Origin of the sequence: Staphylococcus sp. GDB20D11A, from assembly GCF_016893255.1 — a bacterium.
In the GTDB taxonomy this organism is placed as follows: domain Bacteria; phylum Bacillota; class Bacilli; order Staphylococcales; family Staphylococcaceae; genus Staphylococcus; species Staphylococcus aureus.
The window spans coordinates 65,222-82,553 of record NZ_JAFEPJ010000011.1 but is presented as its reverse complement, the minus strand read 5'-3'; the positions used below and the strand labels follow the sequence as shown (position 1 = coordinate 82,553).

Annotated in this window: 16 protein-coding genes; 11 read left to right on the top strand and 5 right to left on the bottom strand. The window is 31.7% G+C overall.

The features are described from left to right. The first annotated feature begins 157 nt into the window (after positions 1-157). The 4 genes from JV528_RS08205 (at position 158) to JV528_RS08190 (ending at position 4,886) form a co-directional block, all read left to right on the top strand. Complete coding sequence (locus JV528_RS08205; protein ID WP_000589243.1) at positions 158-1,135, top strand: ABC transporter ATP-binding protein; 978 nt, start codon at positions 158-160, stop codon at positions 1,133-1,135. Next, complete coding sequence (locus JV528_RS08200) at positions 1,128-2,642, top strand: ABC transporter permease/substrate-binding protein (protein ID WP_000180995.1); 1,515 nt, start codon at positions 1,128-1,130, stop codon at positions 2,640-2,642. Before JV528_RS08205 ends, JV528_RS08200 begins: the two co-directional genes overlap by 8 nt. Before the next feature lie 239 nt (positions 2,643-2,881). After that, complete coding sequence (gene hisC, locus JV528_RS08195) at positions 2,882-3,940, top strand: histidinol-phosphate transaminase (RefSeq protein ID WP_000663023.1); 1,059 nt, start codon at positions 2,882-2,884, stop codon at positions 3,938-3,940. Positions 3,941-4,337: 397 nt separating this feature from the next. After that, complete coding sequence (locus JV528_RS08190; RefSeq protein ID WP_000197263.1) at positions 4,338-4,886, top strand: 5' nucleotidase, NT5C type; 549 nt, start codon at positions 4,338-4,340, stop codon at positions 4,884-4,886. 602 nt (positions 4,887-5,488) lie between these two features. Here JV528_RS08190 and JV528_RS08185 read toward each other — a convergent pair. The 5 genes from JV528_RS08185 to JV528_RS08170 all read right to left on the bottom strand — a co-directional run bounded on the left by JV528_RS08185 (position 5,489) and on the right by JV528_RS08170 (position 9,919). Next, on the bottom strand, positions 5,489-6,406 hold the full coding sequence (locus tag JV528_RS08185; protein ID WP_000429015.1) for a diacylglycerol/lipid kinase family protein: 918 nt from the start codon (positions 6,404-6,406) through the stop codon (positions 5,489-5,491). A 281-nt stretch (positions 6,407-6,687) separates the two neighbouring features. Further along, positions 6,688-8,193, bottom strand: a complete 1,506-nt coding sequence (locus JV528_RS08180) for a peptide MFS transporter (RefSeq protein WP_000193751.1) — start codon at positions 8,191-8,193, stop codon at positions 6,688-6,690. A gap of 61 nt (positions 8,194-8,254) precedes the next feature. Next, a complete protein-coding gene (locus JV528_RS14850; RefSeq protein WP_072358030.1) occupies positions 8,255-8,503 on the bottom strand; it encodes a hypothetical protein in 249 nt (82 codons plus the stop codon). 29 nt (positions 8,504-8,532) lie between these two features. Further along, positions 8,533-9,033: a preQ(1) synthase gene (queF, locus tag JV528_RS08175; protein ID WP_000930020.1), complete on the bottom strand. Its 501-nt coding sequence runs from the start codon at positions 9,031-9,033 to the stop codon at positions 8,533-8,535. Between the two features lie 19 nt (positions 9,034-9,052). Then, positions 9,053-9,919, bottom strand: a complete 867-nt coding sequence (locus tag JV528_RS08170) for a DMT family transporter (RefSeq protein WP_204177170.1) — start codon at positions 9,917-9,919, stop codon at positions 9,053-9,055. A gap of 800 nt (positions 9,920-10,719) precedes the next feature. Here JV528_RS08170 and nrdI point away from each other — a divergent pair. From nrdI to JV528_RS08135, 7 genes are all read left to right on the top strand, one after another. Beyond that, complete coding sequence (gene nrdI / locus JV528_RS08165) at positions 10,720-11,118, top strand: class Ib ribonucleoside-diphosphate reductase assembly flavoprotein NrdI (protein ID WP_000692523.1); 399 nt, start codon at positions 10,720-10,722, stop codon at positions 11,116-11,118. Then, entirely contained in the window at positions 11,081-13,186 is a 2,106-nt protein-coding gene (gene nrdE / locus JV528_RS08160) for a class 1b ribonucleoside-diphosphate reductase subunit alpha (protein WP_000855505.1), read from the top strand. Before nrdI ends, nrdE begins: the two co-directional genes overlap by 38 nt. 117 nt (positions 13,187-13,303) lie before the next feature. After that, the gene (gene nrdF, locus JV528_RS08155) at positions 13,304-14,275 is read left to right on the top strand and encodes a class 1b ribonucleoside-diphosphate reductase subunit beta (RefSeq protein ID WP_000562498.1); all 972 of its coding nucleotides are present in this window, start codon (positions 13,304-13,306) and stop codon (positions 14,273-14,275) included. Positions 14,276-14,450: 175 nt separating this feature from the next. Continuing rightward, positions 14,451-14,570 (top strand): hypothetical protein, encoded by a 120-nt coding sequence (locus JV528_RS08150; protein ID WP_014532584.1) that lies wholly within the window; start codon positions 14,451-14,453, stop codon positions 14,568-14,570. Between the two features lie 74 nt (positions 14,571-14,644). After that, complete coding sequence (locus JV528_RS08145; protein WP_000876318.1) at positions 14,645-15,616, top strand: ABC transporter permease; 972 nt, start codon at positions 14,645-14,647, stop codon at positions 15,614-15,616. Further along, a complete protein-coding gene (locus JV528_RS08140; protein ID WP_001245577.1) occupies positions 15,603-16,559 on the top strand; it encodes an iron chelate uptake ABC transporter family permease subunit in 957 nt (318 codons plus the stop codon). The genes JV528_RS08145 and JV528_RS08140 overlap by 14 nt, the downstream gene beginning before the upstream one ends. Continuing rightward, positions 16,556-17,317, top strand: coding sequence for an iron ABC transporter ATP-binding protein (locus tag JV528_RS08135; protein ID WP_000616871.1), 762 nt, complete (start codon positions 16,556-16,558; stop codon positions 17,315-17,317). The genes JV528_RS08140 and JV528_RS08135 overlap by 4 nt, the downstream gene beginning before the upstream one ends. The last annotated feature ends 15 nt before the right edge of the window (positions 17,318-17,332 follow it).

Here is a 17,332-nt window from a genome sequence, read left to right as displayed (position 1 = left end):
ACTATTTCTTAACTGTTGATTACCTATTATTCATTATTTTGTTAAAAAAGTTCAAGGATAAATCATTTAAATTTGAAAATTGTAATAAACGTGGTTAAATAGGGAATACATACATATAATCTCGGTTTTATGCTATGAGAAAAAAAGAGGTGGCAAAGTGATTAAGTTTAAAAATGTAACTAAGCGTTATGACAAACATGTTGCTGTCGATAACATTAGTTTCGATATTAATGAAGGTGAATTTTTTGTACTAATTGGACCTTCAGGTTGTGGAAAAACTACGACATTAAAAATGATTAATCGACTCATTCACTTAAGTGAAGGTTATATTTATTTTAAAGATAAACCAATAAGTGATTATCCAGTATACGAAATGCGTTGGGATATTGGATACGTATTGCAGCAGATTGCATTATTCCCACATATGACAATCAAAGAAAATATTGCACAAGTGCCACAAATGAAAAAGTGGAAAGAAAAAGATATAGATAAAAGAGTAGATGAATTACTTGAAATGGTTGGATTAGAACCTGAAAAATATAAAAACAGAAAACCTGATGAATTGTCAGGGGGACAACGACAACGTGTAGGAGTTATACGTGCGTTAGCAGCTGATCCACCAGTTATTTTAATGGATGAACCGTTTAGTGCATTAGACCCAATCAGCCGAGAAAAACTTCAAGATGATTTAATTGAATTACAAACTAAAATTAAGAAGACAATCATATTTGTTACACATGATATTCAAGAGGCGATGAAACTTGGTGATAAGATTTGTCTTTTGAATGAAGGTCATATTGAACAAATTGACACACCAGAAGGGTTTAAAAATAATCCTCAAAGTGAATTTGTTAAACAATTTATGGGTAGTCATTTAGAAGATGATGCGCCATGTGTTGAAGAGAACGCAATTATCCGTGACTTGGATATTATGAAACCAATCGATGAGGTTACATCTATGAGCGCTTATCCAATTGTTTATGACAATCAACAAATTGAAGTATTGTATCAATATTTATCAGAGAGCGAGCGTGTCATTGTCATGCAAGAAGATAGCATAGGTCAATATGTTATTGATAGGAAAGATATCTTCAAATATTTGTCCCAGAAAAAGGAGGTAGCTCAACATGACTAACTTTTTCGACATATTGAGTGAACGTAAGGGGCAACTATTTTCGACAATGATAGAACATATTCAAATATCATTTATCGCATTATTGATTGCAACTGCTATTGCGGTACCATTAGGTATTTTATTGACGAAGACTAAAACGATATCTGAAATCGTAATGAATATTGCTGCAATTCTTCAAACCATACCATCGTTGGCATTATTAGGTTTAATGATTCCTTTATTTGGTATCGGTCGTGTGCCAGCAATTATCGCACTTGTAGTGTATGCGTTGTTACCAATTTTAAGGAATACGTATACTGGAATTAAAGAAGTTGATCCATCACTCATTGAAGCGGCTAAAGGTATAGGTATGAAGCCATTTAGACGTTTAACTAAAGTTGAACTTCCAATAGCAATGCCTGTTATAATGGCTGGTGTAAGAACGGCTATGGTATTAATTATAGGTACAGCAACACTAGCAGCATTAATTGGTGCAGGCGGACTAGGAGATTTAATTTTATTAGGTATAGACCGTAACAATGCATCATTGATATTATTAGGTGCAATTCCAGCAGCCTTATTGGCAATTATATTTGATTTAATTTTAAGATTTATGGCTAAATTATCTTATAAAAAGTTATTGATGACGTTAGGTGTTATAGTGATGATTATTATACTGGCCATCGCTATTCCTATGTTTGCACAAAAAGGTGATAAAATTACGTTAGCTGGAAAGCTTGGCTCCGAGCCTTCGATTATTACAAATATGTATAAAATTTTAATAGAAGAAGAGACCAAAAATACTGTAGAAGTGAAAGATGGTATGGGCAAAACAGCATTTTTATTTAATGCTTTAAAATCTGACGATATAGATGGGTATTTAGAGTTTACTGGAACAGTTTTAGGTGAATTAACAAAAGAACCATTGAAGTCAAAAGAAGAGAAAAAAGTTTATAAACAAGCTAAGCAAAGTCTTGAAAAGAAATATCAAATGACTATGTTAAAACCAATGAAGTATAACAATACGTATGCTTTAGCTGTAAAACGTGATTTTGCTAAACAACATAATATACGTACAATTGGTGATTTAAATAAGGTTAAAGATCAACTTAAACCAGGATTTACATTGGAATTTAATGATCGTCCAGATGGTTACAAAGCTGTTCAAAAGGCTTATAATTTAAATTTAGATAACATACGTACAATGGAACCTAAGTTGAGATATCAAGCGATCAATAAAGGTAATATTAATTTAATAGATGCATATTCAACTGACGCTGAATTAAAACAATATGATATGGTTGTGTTAAAAGATGATAAGCACGTATTTCCACCATATCAAGGAGCACCATTATTTAAAGAAAGCTTTTTAAAGAAACATCCAGAAATTAAGAAACCGTTAAACAAACTAGAAAACAAAATATCTGATGAAGATATGCAAATGATGAACTATAAAGTAACAGTTAAAAATGAAGACCCATATACAGTTGCGAAAGATTATTTAAAAGCAAAAGGGTTAATCAAATAACGACCAACGCCACATAAGATGAGGGGCACGCCATTATATCTTATGTGGCGTTGTTATATTTAAATCTATAATTATGTTCAATTTAAACATGCAATAATGATTAAAAAATATGACATGTTAAACACAATGTAAGTTATTATGATGTGAAAATAGTAGCATTGCATTTTAGAAACATAGAGCGATATAATGAATATAAGTTTTTTAAAATTTCAGTTAATTCTAAGGAGGTTGTTTTTATTATGAAAGAACAACTTAATCAACTATCAGCATATCAGCCTGGTTTATCTCCAAGGGCATTGAAAGAAAAGTATGGCATTGAAGGAGATTTATATAAACTTGCATCAAATGAAAATTTGTATGGACCATCGCCTAAAGTTAAAGAAGCGATATCAGCACACTTAGATGAGTTATATTATTATCCTGAAACAGGATCACCGACATTAAAAGCGGCGATTAGTAAACATTTAAATGTAGATCAATCACGCATTTTATTTGGTGCGGGATTAGATGAAGTTATATTAATGATTTCTAGAGCAGTATTAACGCCAGGGGATACTATTGTTACAAGTGAAGCGACATTCGGTCAATATTATCACAATGCGATTGTTGAATCAGCTAATGTGATACAGGTACCTTTAAAGGATGGTGGCTTCGATTTAGAAGGTATTTTAAAAGAAGTTAATGAAGATATGTCATTGGTATGGTTATGTAATCCAAATAATCCTACAGGTACATATTTTAATCATGAGAGCTTAGATTCGTTTTTATCTCAAGTACCTCCACATGTACCAGTAATTATAGATGAAGCTTATTTTGAATTTGTGACAGCAGAGGACTACCCGGATACACTTGCTTTGCAACAAAAATATGACAATGCATTCTTATTACGTACATTTTCAAAGGCGTATGGATTAGCGGGTTTACGTGTAGGATATGTGGTAGCAAGCGAACATGCGATTGAAAAATGGAACATCATTAGACCACCATTTAATGTGACACGTATATCTGAATACGCAGCAGTTGCAGCACTTGAAGATCAACAATATTTAAAAGAGGTAACACATAAAAATAGTGTTGAACGCGAAAGATTTTATCAATTACCTCAAAGTAAGCATTTCTTACCAAGTCAAACGAATTTTATATTTGTAAAAACAAAGCGGGTAAATGAACTTTATGAAGCACTTTTAAATGTAGGGTGTATTACGCGACCATTTCCAACTGGTGTTAGAATTACAATTGGTTTTAAAGAACAAAATGATAAAATGTTAGAAGTTTTATCAAACTTTAAATACGAATAGTAAGTGGGGAGTGGGACAGAAATGATATTTTCTCAAAATTTATTTCGTCGTCCCACCCCAACTAGCATTGTCTGTAGAAATTGGGAATCCAATTTCTCTGTGTTGGGGCCCATCCCCAACTTGCACATTATTGTAAGCTGACTTTTCGTCAGCTTCTGTGTTGGGGCCCCTGACTAGAATTGAAAAAAGCTTGTTACAAGCGCATTTTCGTTCAGTCAACTACTGCCAATATAACTTTGTAGAGCATTGAACATTGATTTATGTCTCAAGCTCAATGCAGTGTGAATTATGAGGTGAGAGTATTCAGTGTAAAAAGCAACAATAGATGATATTGTTTTGTATCAATTGCTTTTTTGCTATACTGAATCAATACTGATATTTTGAGGAGAAGATTAAAATGACCCGTAAATCAATCGCGATTGATATGGATGAAGTATTGGCAGATACATTAGGAGAAATCATTGATGCTGTCAATTTTAGAGCGGATTTAGGTATTAAAATGGAAGCTTTGAATGGTCAAAAACTTAAACATGTTATTCCTGAACATGATGGATTAATTACAGAAGTATTGAGAGAACCAGGCTTCTTCAGACATCTTAAAGTGATGCCGCATGCACAAGAAGTTGTGAAAAAATTAACTGAACATTATGATGTATATATTGCTACAGCAGCAATGGATGTACCAACATCATTTAGTGATAAATATGAATGGTTACTAGAGTTCTTTCCATTTTTAGATCCTCAGCATTTTGTTTTTTGTGGTAGAAAAAACATCGTTAAAGCTGATTATTTAATAGATGACAATCCTAGACAGCTTGAAATTTTTACTGGTACACCGATTATGTTTACAGCAGTGCATAATATTAATGATGATCGATTTGAACGCGTAAATAGCTGGAAAGATGTTGAACAGTATTTTTTAGATAATATTGAGAAAGAAAAATAAATCACTTGAAGCCTTTCATATAGCAAATAAAATGCATATACTGGGGCCCAACATAGAGAAATTGGAATGCCAATTTCTACAGACAATGCGAGTTGGGGTGGGGCCCCAACAAAGAGAATTTCGAAAAGAAATTCTACAAACAATGCAAGTTGGGGTGGGCCCCCAACATAAAGAAATACTTTTTCTTTAGAAATTAGTATTTCTTATGCATGAGTGTAACTCATGCAATCCTATTTTTAAGTACACATTAGCTGTGACTAATGATAAAGAATCGCTACATAATCAACCATTAGTCGTTCTTTATCATTTCTGTCCCACTCTCAGTAAATGTTAGTCTATCTCATTATTATAAATCGGATGAATGTGTTAATCTATGGCAGATTACACGTCATCCGATTTTTTATAGAATTTGAAAAAGACGCATAAACCACTATGATTTAAAATACAATATCAATCATTTTAGTGGCATGCGCCAAAATTATATGTCTGTTTTTGAAACAGGGTAATAGCTTAAAGCTAATAACAGTGAATATAATGTACGTTGAATCTTATGATTACACTTTAAACCTAATATAATATCCCGTTAAGATCATTCCGGATGCTTACAAATCATTGACAGTAAGTAACTGAATGGCATTTGGTATAATCTCAATATCAATAGGTGTTTCTAATGAAATTTCGCCATCAATATCAACTTTCATTGCTGGATCTGTTGTAAGTGAAATCTTTTTACCAGGTATATGCTCAATACCTTGAGTAATTTCATTCCAATTCATGCTATCACGCTTTTTAAAAATATCATTTAAAATACTGAAACTTTGTTCATTAAAAATGAAAGTGTTCAGTTCACCATCTTGAGGAGACAAATCAGTCAATGGTATACGACTACCACCAATGAATGGACCATTTGCTGATAGTATCATGGTCGTTTCGCCAGAATATGTCTTATCATCAATTGTTAATTGATAATTAAATTGTGTTGGATTTAGCAGTGTTTTGACAGTTGATCCAATATAACTCAATTTACCAAATATATCTTTTGAACCATCTTGTACGTTTTCAGCGTTTTGAACAATTAGACCTAAGCCAACAAAGTTGAGTGCATATTGATTATTTATTTTAATTACATCGTATGTACCAACTTGTGCAGAAATCATTTGTTCACTAGCTTGTTTATGATTAGGTGCTATATTTAGCGTCTTTGTAAAATCATTAAAAGTACCGCCTGGTAAAATTCCAATAGGAAGTTGAAGGTCATGTGTCATAACACCATTTATAAGTTCGTTAACCGTGCCATCACCGCCAAGAATAAATAATATATCTACATCTTTTGCATAGTTTTTAGTTTTGATTTCTTGGCAATATTTAATAATGTCACCTTCGTTTTCACTCAATTGAATAGAAAGATGCTTACAAATTGAACTTAATGCTGTTGTAACTTCCCCAATACCTTGATTAATATTTTTTAATCCACTGTGTTCATGGTAAAAGAGGACACCATGTGTATATTTATTTTCCATAGTTTAGCCTACTTTCTAAAAATTGGTTCATTAAATATATATACCCACTTTTAATTGTTAATACCAAAAATATGTTTTTAAATAGAGAAAATGGTAATAACTGACATTGATGTCTATAGTGGAATGTGAAAATATAATTACTAATTAGATTGTTTAGTTGTCTATAACGAGCATATTAAGCTTTTATTTATACTGATATCTTGAATTTAATTAATAGAAACCTATAAAAAAACAGTAAGCCATTTAAATGACTTACTGTTTTTTGAATTAGGCCAACAATATTAACGTATACCTTTCATCGCTTTGATGATTAAAGGTGAGAATGCTAATACAATTGTTGTAACAATAATTGCAACAACACCTAGGAAAATAAAGTAATTTGTTTGACCTAGTGGTTCTATTAACTTAACTAAAGTACCATTGATTGCTTGTGCAGAAGCGTTAGTTAAGTACCAAATACTCATCATTTGGGCATTAAATGCTTTAGGTGCTAACTTAACAGCAGCACTATTACCCGTTGGTGATAAGCAAAGCTCACCGATAACACAAATAATGTAAGATAAAATAACCCAGTTAACTGAGAAGTTTGATGAACCTGATGCATAACCTACAATACCAATTAGTATGTATGACGCACCTGCTAAGAACGTACCAATTGCAAATTTTACTGGCAGGCTAGGTTGTTTAGTTCCAAGCTTTTGCCATAAAAGTGAAATAATTGGAGCTAATAATAAAATAAATAATGGGTTAATTGATTGGAAGATCGCTTCACCAAAGTTTGTTTTCCAACCAAATAAGTTTAATTTCATATCTGAATGTTCAATTCCATAAATGTTTAATACATTAGACCCTTGTTCTTGGATAGCCCAGAACACCATTCCAAGAATAAATAATGGAATAAATGCTTTAACGCGAGAACGTTCAGTATCAGTGACATCTTTACTTCTAATAATTAAAGTGAAGTAAATGATTGGTAATGCAATACCTAATACTAAAACAGTATTACTAACTAAGTTAAATGATAATGAGTTAGTTAATGCACCAATAACGATAATTAAAACAATTGCTAAAACAACACTTCCGATAATAAGACCATACTTTTTCTTTTCAGCTGGTGTCAATGGGTTAGTAGGTTTCATACCAACGCTACCTAAGTTTTTGCGGTTGAAAAGTACATACCATACTAAACCTAATGCCATACCAACTGCTGCAATCAAGAATCCGCCGTGGAAGTTTTTAACATTAACAAAGTGTTGCAAAATAATAGGTGATAATAATGCACCCATATTAACTGACATATAGAAAATAACAAAACCTGCATCCATACGTCTATCATTTTCAGGATATAAACGGCCAACGATATTTGAAATGTTTGGCTTCATTAAACCTGAACCAATAATGATGAAGAACATTGATGTGAATAAGCCGATTAATGCAAATGGTAAGCTTAAACAAATATGTCCGATAATAATAAATACGGCACCTAATAAAGTAGCGCCTCTAGTGCCCGTAATTCTGTCAGCAATCCATCCGCCTGGTATTGATGTCATATAGATTAATGAACCATAAACTGACATAATTGACATAGCTGTTGTTTTATCAATTCCAAGGCCATTATCTGTTACGGCAAAGTACATGTAGAAAATGAGTAGGGCACGCATGCCATAATAACTAAACCTTTCCCAGAACTCTACAAAGAAGAGTACGCCTAGTCCTCGAGGATGCCCGAAAAATCCTGTTTGAGGTATGTCTTGAATTTGATTTCCATGGGAGTTTTGTTGTGTCATTTATACATCCCATCCTTTCTTCCCCTAATACAATAGTTTAAGTAAATTTGATTGTGCCTTATCAACTAAATATTCCACAAATCACAAAAAAATAAAAATATTGAGAATATTCTGTTATTAAGCGCGCACAATTAATTAGAGATAATATAAAAATATACTTATTGACGTTAAAGTGCAATAGGTTTCTATAAAAATGTTGTTTAATTCGTGTACTAATATTCTTTTGGTGTACTTTGGTATAAAATGTTATTTTAATGTAACCTATTATGTATGCTAAATGAAAAACACACCAATAAGTTAGGAAAATCAACTTATTGGTGTGTTTATTAAATGATACATTTAACGATTATCTATTTTTTCGGGATATAAATCATGATTCATTAAACGATGCTCAGCCATTTTTTCATATTTAGAATTTGGACGTCCATAGTTTGTATAAGGATCAATAGAAATTCCACCACGTGGTGTGAACTTGCCCCAGACTTCAATATAATGTGGGTCCATAAGCTCTATCAAATCATTCATAATAATATTCATACAATCTTCGTGGAAATCACCGTGATTTCTAAAACTAAATAAGTATAATTTCAAAGATTTTGATTCAACCATTTTAACATTTGGAATATATGAAATATAGATAGTTGCAAAATCTGGTTGCCCAGTAATCGGACATAATGATGTGAATTCTGGACAGTTGAATTTTACGAAATAGTCACGACCTTGATGCTTATTATCAAATGATTCTAATACATCAGGACGGTAGTCAAAATTGTAAGTATTGTTTTGATTTCCTAATAAAGTTATATCTTGTAATTCATCTTGTTGACGGCCATGTGCCATATAAAGCGCTCCTTTAAATTTATTTTTTTATTATTTTGGCGTCTCGGCGTGCTTTTTCAAACATGTAATAACTTGCACCGATAATAACGACGTAACCTAATGTTGCATAGAAATCTGGAGATTCTCCGAATAGAATAAATCCAAGTATTGCTGTGAAAATTATAGATGCATACGTGAAAATAGAAATATCTTTTGCTGCTGCAAAACTATATGCTAATGTAACACCAATTTGACCCACAGCGGCAGCTAAGCCAGCCCCTAATAGGTAAAGTATTTGCATTTGACTCATTGGTTCATAGGTATATGCAGTGAGAGGTATTAAAACGATGACAGAAAATAAGGAGAAGTAAAATACTATAGTATATGGTGCTTCTCTTGTACTAAGTGCTCGAACACATGTATATGCTGATGCTGCAAAAATACCTGAGAATAAGCCAGCTAATGATGGAATCATAGATGATGAAAATTCAGGTTTCACTATTAAAAGCATACCTAAAATAGCAATTATCATTGCTGTTATTTGATACTTCCTTACCTTTTCATGTAAGAAAACAATGCTTAATAAAATCGTCCAGAAAGGATTGAGTTTCATTAATGAATCGGCATCACTAAGTACCATATGATCAATGGCATAAATATTTAACAATACACCAATAAGTCCAAGTGTTGATCGTGTTATTAATAAGGGTTGACTTGAAAGTCTGCCAAACATTGGCTGATGGTATTTATATATAAAAAATAATGGAATAAACATTGCTACTAAGTTTCGTGCTAATGATTTTTGAAAAACAGGAAGGTCACCTGCAAGTCTGAAAAACACTGACATAAAACTGAAACCAATAGCCGAAATTAAAATGGCAATGATACCTTTTACTTTAGGATTCAATTTTATCGCCTCTTTTATATAAAATTAACGTATTTATATTAGCATAAAACAACATGTTGTGCATAAATAGTTGAAATTTACTATAAAAAGACTATAATAGACTGTACCGAACAAACGTTCTGTGTTTATTTGTCGGAATAATAGGGCATTACACTTTTATGAATGTTTGTGTTATTACATAAAACAAATATCAATTCAGTATCAAGCTAATAAGCTTTTTCTTGATTTCTGTTGATACAATTGAGATTGACACAGATTTAAAAAAATCAAGTGATATCTACTAAAAAAATTTTTTAAATTTGTTCAAGTTTTTCTAATTTAGTATTGGTGCCTAGTTGGAACGTTTTACGAACATTCGATTAGAAAATGGCACTTTAAATCATAGTGTGTCTTATGTATAATGAAACACATAATATAGTGTTGGTGAAACGAAAAAGACACAATATCTTGTGTTTTGTATGCAAATGCTTTATTTATGAAGAAATTACATTTAAAAGTAATTTAACACAGAAATTTAATAGTTATTATCAATTAATAGTCATATTTTTAGAAAATGTACTGAGCAAATGGAAGATATCCAATGATGTAAACACTACATATAGTGATTTTTATACATTCAACCCATATAAGCTACTATTTTCTCAAATATAAATCTATGCAATTGGTTTACATTTGAGAAAATAAGTAGCTTCATTATAGTTAATACAATGCTGAGATAACCATAGTAACCATGTTGTTAAAGCATTTTTTAATTGTAATGACTACTTTATTTAAAAGGGTTGAAGAAAGAAGGTGATCCAATGAAAATAATATATTTTTCATTTACTGGAAATGTCCGTCGTTTTATTAAGAGAACAGAACTTGAAAATACACTTGAGATTACAGCAGAAAATTGTATGGAACCAGTTAATGAACCGTTTATTATCGTTACTGGCACTATTGGATTTGGAGAAGTACCAGAACCCGTTCAATCTTTTTTAGAAGTTAATCATCAATACATCAGAGGTGTGGCAGCTAGCGGTAATCGAAATTGGGGACTAAATTTCGCAAAAGCGGGTCGCACGATATCAGAAGAGTATAATGTCCCTTTATTAATGAAGTTTGAGTTACATGGAAAAAACAAAGACGTTATTGAATTTAAGAACAAGGTGGGTAATTTTAATGAAAACCATGGAAGAGAAAAAGTACAATCATATTGAATTAAATAATGAGGTCACTAAACGAAGAGAAGATGGATTCTTTAGTTTAGAAAAAGACCAAGAAGCTTTAGTAGCTTATTTAGAAGAAGTAAAAGACAAAACAATCTTCTTCGATACTGAAATCGAACGTTTACGTTATTTAGTAGACAACGATTTTTATTTCAATGTGTTTGATATTTATAGTGAAGCGGATCTAATTGAAATCACTGATTATGCAAAATCAATCCCGTTTAATTTTGCAAGTTATATGTCAGCTAGTAAATTTTTCAAAGATTACGCTTTGAAAACAAATGATAAAAGTCAATACTTAGAAGACTATAATCAACACGTTGCCATTGTTGCTTTATACCTAGCAAATGGTAATAAAGCACAAGCTAAACAATTTATTTCTGCTATGGTTGAACAAAGATATCAACCAGCGACACCAACATTTTTAAACGCAGGCCGTGCGCGTCGTGGTGAGCTAGTGTCATGTTTCTTATTAGAAGTGGATGACAGCTTAAATTCAATTAACTTTATTGATTCAACTGCAAAACAATTAAGTAAAATTGGGGGCGGCGTTGCAATTAACTTATCTAAATTGCGTGCACGTGGTGAAGCAATTAAAGGAATTAAAGGCGTAGCGAAAGGCGTTTTACCTATTGCTAAGTCACTTGAAGGTGGCTTTAGCTATGCAGATCAACTTGGTCAACGCCCTGGTGCTGGTGCAGTGTACTTAAATATCTTCCATTATGATGTAGAAGAATTTTTAGATACTAAAAAAGTAAATGCGGATGAAGATTTACGTTTATCTACAATATCAACTGGTTTAATTGTTCCATCTAAATTCTTCGATTTAGCTAAAGAAGGTAAGGACTTTTATATGTTTGCACCTCATACAGTTAAAGAAGAATATGGTGTGACATTAGACGATATCGATTTAGAAAAATATTATGATGACATGGTTGCAAACCCAAATGTTGAGAAAAAGAAAAAGAATGCTCGTGAAATGTTGAATTTAATTGCGCAAACACAATTACAATCAGGTTATCCATATTTAATGTTTAAAGATAATGCTAACAGAGTGCATCCGAATTCAAACATTGGACAAATTAAAATGAGTAACTTATGTACGGAAATTTTCCAACTACAAGAAACTTCAATTATTAATGACTATGGTATTGAAGACGAAATTAAACGTGATATTTCTTGTAACTTGGGCTCATTAAATATTGTTAATGTGATGGAAAGCGGAAAATTCAGAGATTCAGTTCACTCTGGTATGGACGCATTAACTGTTGTGAGTGATGTAGCGAATATTCAAAATGCACCAGGAGTTAGAAAAGCTAACAGTGAATTACATTCAGTTGGTCTTGGTGTCATGAATTTACACGGTTACCTAGCAAAAAATAAAATTGGTTATGAGTCAGAAGAAGCAAAAGATTTTGCAAATATCTTCTTTATGATGATGAATTTCTACTCAATCGAACGTTCAATGGAAATCGCTAAAGAGCGTGGTATCAAATATCAAGACTTTGAAAAGTCTGATTATGCTAATGGTAAATATTTCGAGTTCTATACAACTCAAGAATTTGAACCTCAATTCGAAAAAGTACGTGAATTATTCGACGGTATGGCTATTCCTACTTCTGAGGATTGGAAGAAACTACAACAAGATGTTGAACAATATGGTTTATATCATGCATATAGATTAGCAATTGCTCCAACACAAAGTATTTCTTATGTTCAAAATGCTACAAGTTCTGTAATGCCAATCGTTGACCAAATTGAACGTCGTACTTATGGTAATGCGGAAACATTTTACCCTATGCCATTCTTATCACCACAAACAATGTGGTACTACAAATCAGCATTCAATACTGATCAGATGAAATTAATCGATTTAATAGCGACAATTCAAACGCATATTGACCAAGGTATCTCAACGATACTTTATGTTAATTCTGAAATTTCTACACGTGAGTTAGCAAGATTATATGTATATGCGCACTATAAAGGATTAAAATCACTTTACTATACTAGAAATAAATTATTAAGTGTAGAAGAATGTACAAGTTGTTCTATCTAACAATTAAATGTTGAAAATGACAAACAGCTAATCATCTGGTCTGAATTAGCAGATGATTAGACTGCTATGTCTGTATTTGTCAATTATTGAGTAACATTACAGGAGGAAATTATATTCATGATAGCTGTTAATTGGAACACACAAGAAGATATGACGAATATGTTTTGGAGACAAAATATATCTCAAATGTGGGTTGAAACAGAATTTAAAGTATCAAAAGACATTGCAAGTTGGAAGACTTTATCTGAAGCTGAACAAGACACATTTAAAAAAGCATTAGCTGGTTTAACAGGCTTAGATACACATCAAGCAGATGATGGCATGCCTTTAGTTATGCTACATACGACTGACTTAAGGAAAAAAGCCGTTTATTCATTTATGGCGATGATGGAGCAAATACACGCGAAAAGCTATTCACATATTTTCACAACACTATTACCATCTAGTGAAACAAACTACTTATTAGATGAATGGGTTTTAGAGGAACCTCATTTAAAATATAAATCTGATAAAATTGTTGCTAATTATCACAAACTTTGGGGTAAAGAAGCTTCGATATACGACCAATATATGGCCAGAGTTACGAGTGTATTTTTAGAAACATTCTTATTCTTCTCAGGTTTCTATTATCCACTATATCTAGCTGGTCAAGGAAAAATGACGACATCAGGTGAAATCATTCGTAAAATTCTTTTAGATGAATCTATTCATGGTGTATTTACCGGTTTAGATGCACAGCATTTACGAAATGAACTATCTGAAAGTGAGAAACAAAAAGCAGACCAAGAAATGTATAAATTGCTAAATGACTTGTATTTAAATGAAGAGTCATACACAAAAATGTTATACGATGATCTTGGAATCACTGAAGATGTGCTAAACTATGTTAAATATAATGGAAACAAAGCACTTTCAAACTTAGGCTTTGAACCTTATTTTGAGGAACGTGAATTTAACCCAATCATTGAGAATGCCTTAGATACAACAACTAAAAACCATGACTTCTTCTCAGTAAAAGGTGATGGTTATGTATTAGCATTAAACGTAGAAGCATTACAAGATGATGACTTTGTATTTGACAACAAATAATAATAAAAATTAAAAAGACCTTCACATGAAAGGGCAAAGCGATGACATTCGCTTCCGACATGTTGAAGGTCTTTTCTCTATGCTTAAAAACGTATGCACATTTTGAAAAAGTAAAAATGGCATTTAATGATGTCAATGAGGCTAGAAAGTATACAAGATATTGCATTACAAAAGGGTGTTCTATTTTACTTTAAGTAAACAAAATACGCATTCTGAAAAATTAAATTTCAGTTTAATTGCAAATATCAATAAAATTGACACTAAATTATTTGAAAGGCTATTGAAATTAGGGTAAAAAAACGCTACTATTAATGAGAAATATTATCAATGATAATGATTATCATTAATTTAAAGGGAGAAAAATTTGTAATGAAGTATTTATTAAAGGGAAATATTTTGCTTCTATTACTAATATTGTTGACAATTATTTCGTTGTTCATAGGTGTGAGTGAACTATCAATTAAAGATTTACTACATTTAACTGAGTCACAGCGGAATATTTTATTCTCAAGCCGAATACCAAGGACGATGAGTATTTTAATTGCTGGAAGTTCGTTGGCTTTAGCAGGCTTGATAATGCAACAAATGATGCAAAATAAGTTTGTTAGTCCGACTACAGCTGGAACGATGGAATGGGCTAAACTAGGTATTTTAATTGCTTTATTGTTCTTTCCAACCGGTCATATTTTATTAAAACTAGTATTTGCTGTTATTTGTAGTATTTGCGGTACGTTTTTATTTGTTAAAATCATTGATTTTATAAAAGTGAAAGATGTCATTTTTGTACCGCTTCTAGGAATTATGATGGGTGGGATTGTTGCAAGTTTCACAACCTTCATCTCATTGCGCACGAATGCTGTTCAAAGCATTGGTAATTGGCTTAACGGGAACTTTGCCATTATCACAAGTGGACGCTATGAAATTTTATATTTAAGTATTCCTCTTTTAGCATTGACATATCTTTTTGCTAATCATTTCACGATTGTAGGAATGGGTAAAGACTTTACTAATAATTTAGGTTTGAGTTACGAAAAATTAATTAACATCGCATTGTTTATTACTGCAACTATTACAGCATTGGTAGTGGTGACTGTTGGAACATTACCGTTCTTAGGACTAGTAATACCAAATATTATTTCAATTTATAGAGGTGATCATTTGAAAAATGCTATCCCTCATACGATGATGTTAGGTGCCATCTTTGTATTATTTTCTGATATAGTTGGCAGAATTGTTGTTTATCCATATGAAATAAATATTGGTTTAACAATAGGTGTATTTGGAACAATCATTTTCCTTATCTTGCTTATGAAAGGTAGGAAAAATTATGCGCAACAATAATAAAAAAATAATGCTTTTAATTGCAGTAACGTTATTAATTAGTATGCTGTACTTATTTGTAGGTATTGATTTTGAAATATTTGAATATCAATTTTCAAGTCGTTTAAGAAAGTTCATATTAATTATTTTAGTAGGTGCTGCCATTGCAACTTCAGTGGTGATTTTTCAAGCGATTACAAATAACCGTCTATTGACACCATCAATAATGGGATTAGATGCAGTTTATTTATTTATCAAAGTATTGCCAGTCTTTTTATTTGGAATTCAATCGGTATGGGTTACTAATGTATATTTGAACTTTATATTAACACTTATAACGATGGTGTTATTCGCACTAATCCTATTCCAAGGTATCTTTAAAATTGGACATTTTTCAATTTATTTTATCTTACTTATTGGTGTCCTTTTAGGAACATTTTTTAGAAGTATTACAGGTTTTATTCAATTGATTATGGATCCTGAGTCATTTTTGGCGATACAAAGTAGTATGTTTGCAAATTTTAATGCATCTAATTCGAATTTAGTTACATTCTCAGCAGTGCTATTAGTAATATTATTAGTCATTACAATTTTACTATTGCCTTATTTAGATGTATTGCTTTTAGGTCGTGCTGAAGCAATTAATCTGGGGATATCGTATGAAAAATTAACGCGAATTCTACTTGTAATAGTCTCAGTTTTAGTTTCTGTGTCAACTGCATTAGTAGGACCAATTACATTTTTAGGTTTATTAACTGTAAATCTAGCGCATGAACTAATGAAGACGTATGAACATAAGTATATTTTAATTGCGACAATTTGCTTGAGTTGGATTAGTTTATTTAGTGCGCAATGGGTAGTTGAAAATGTGTTTGAAGCTACGACAGAAATGAGTATACTTATTGATTTGATTGGTGGAAGTTATTTCATTTATCTATTAGTTAGAAGGAGAAATGCGCAATGATTCAAGTTGGAAATTTAACTAAAACTATAAATAATCAAATGATATTGGAAGATATTAGCATAGATATCGAAAAAGGTAAATTGACTTCTTTAATTGGACCTAATGGTGCGGGTAAGAGTACTTTACTTTCAGCGATTTGTAGGTTAATTCGTTTTGATAACGGTGAAGTGAAAATAGATGGACGGCTCATGTCTGATTATAAAAATAATGACTTGTCGAAAAAAATATCTATATTAAAACAAACAAACCATACTGAAATGAATATTACGGTAGAGCAGTTGGTAAACTTTGGACGATTCCCTTATTCTAAAGGTCGTTTGACGAAAGAGGATCATGATATTGTCAATGATGCGCTAGATTTGTTGCAACTACAAGATATCAGAAATCGTAATATTAAGTCATTATCTGGTGGACAACGTCAGCGTGCATATATTGCAATGACAATAGCACAAGATACTGAATATATTTTGCTAGATGAACCATTAAATAATTTAGATATGAAGCATGCTGTTCAAATTATGCAAACGTTAAAAATGTTAGCGCATAAAATGAATAAAGCGATTGTCATTGTATTACATGATATTAACTTTGCGTCCTGTTATTCAGATCAGATTGTAGCATTGAAAAACGGACAACTAGTTAAATCAGATTTGAAAGATAATGTCATTCAAAGTAATGTTTTAAGTGATTTATATGACATGGATATTCAAATTGAACATATAAGAAATCAAAGGATTTGTTTATATTTTAAGGATTGATAATTTGGAGACACT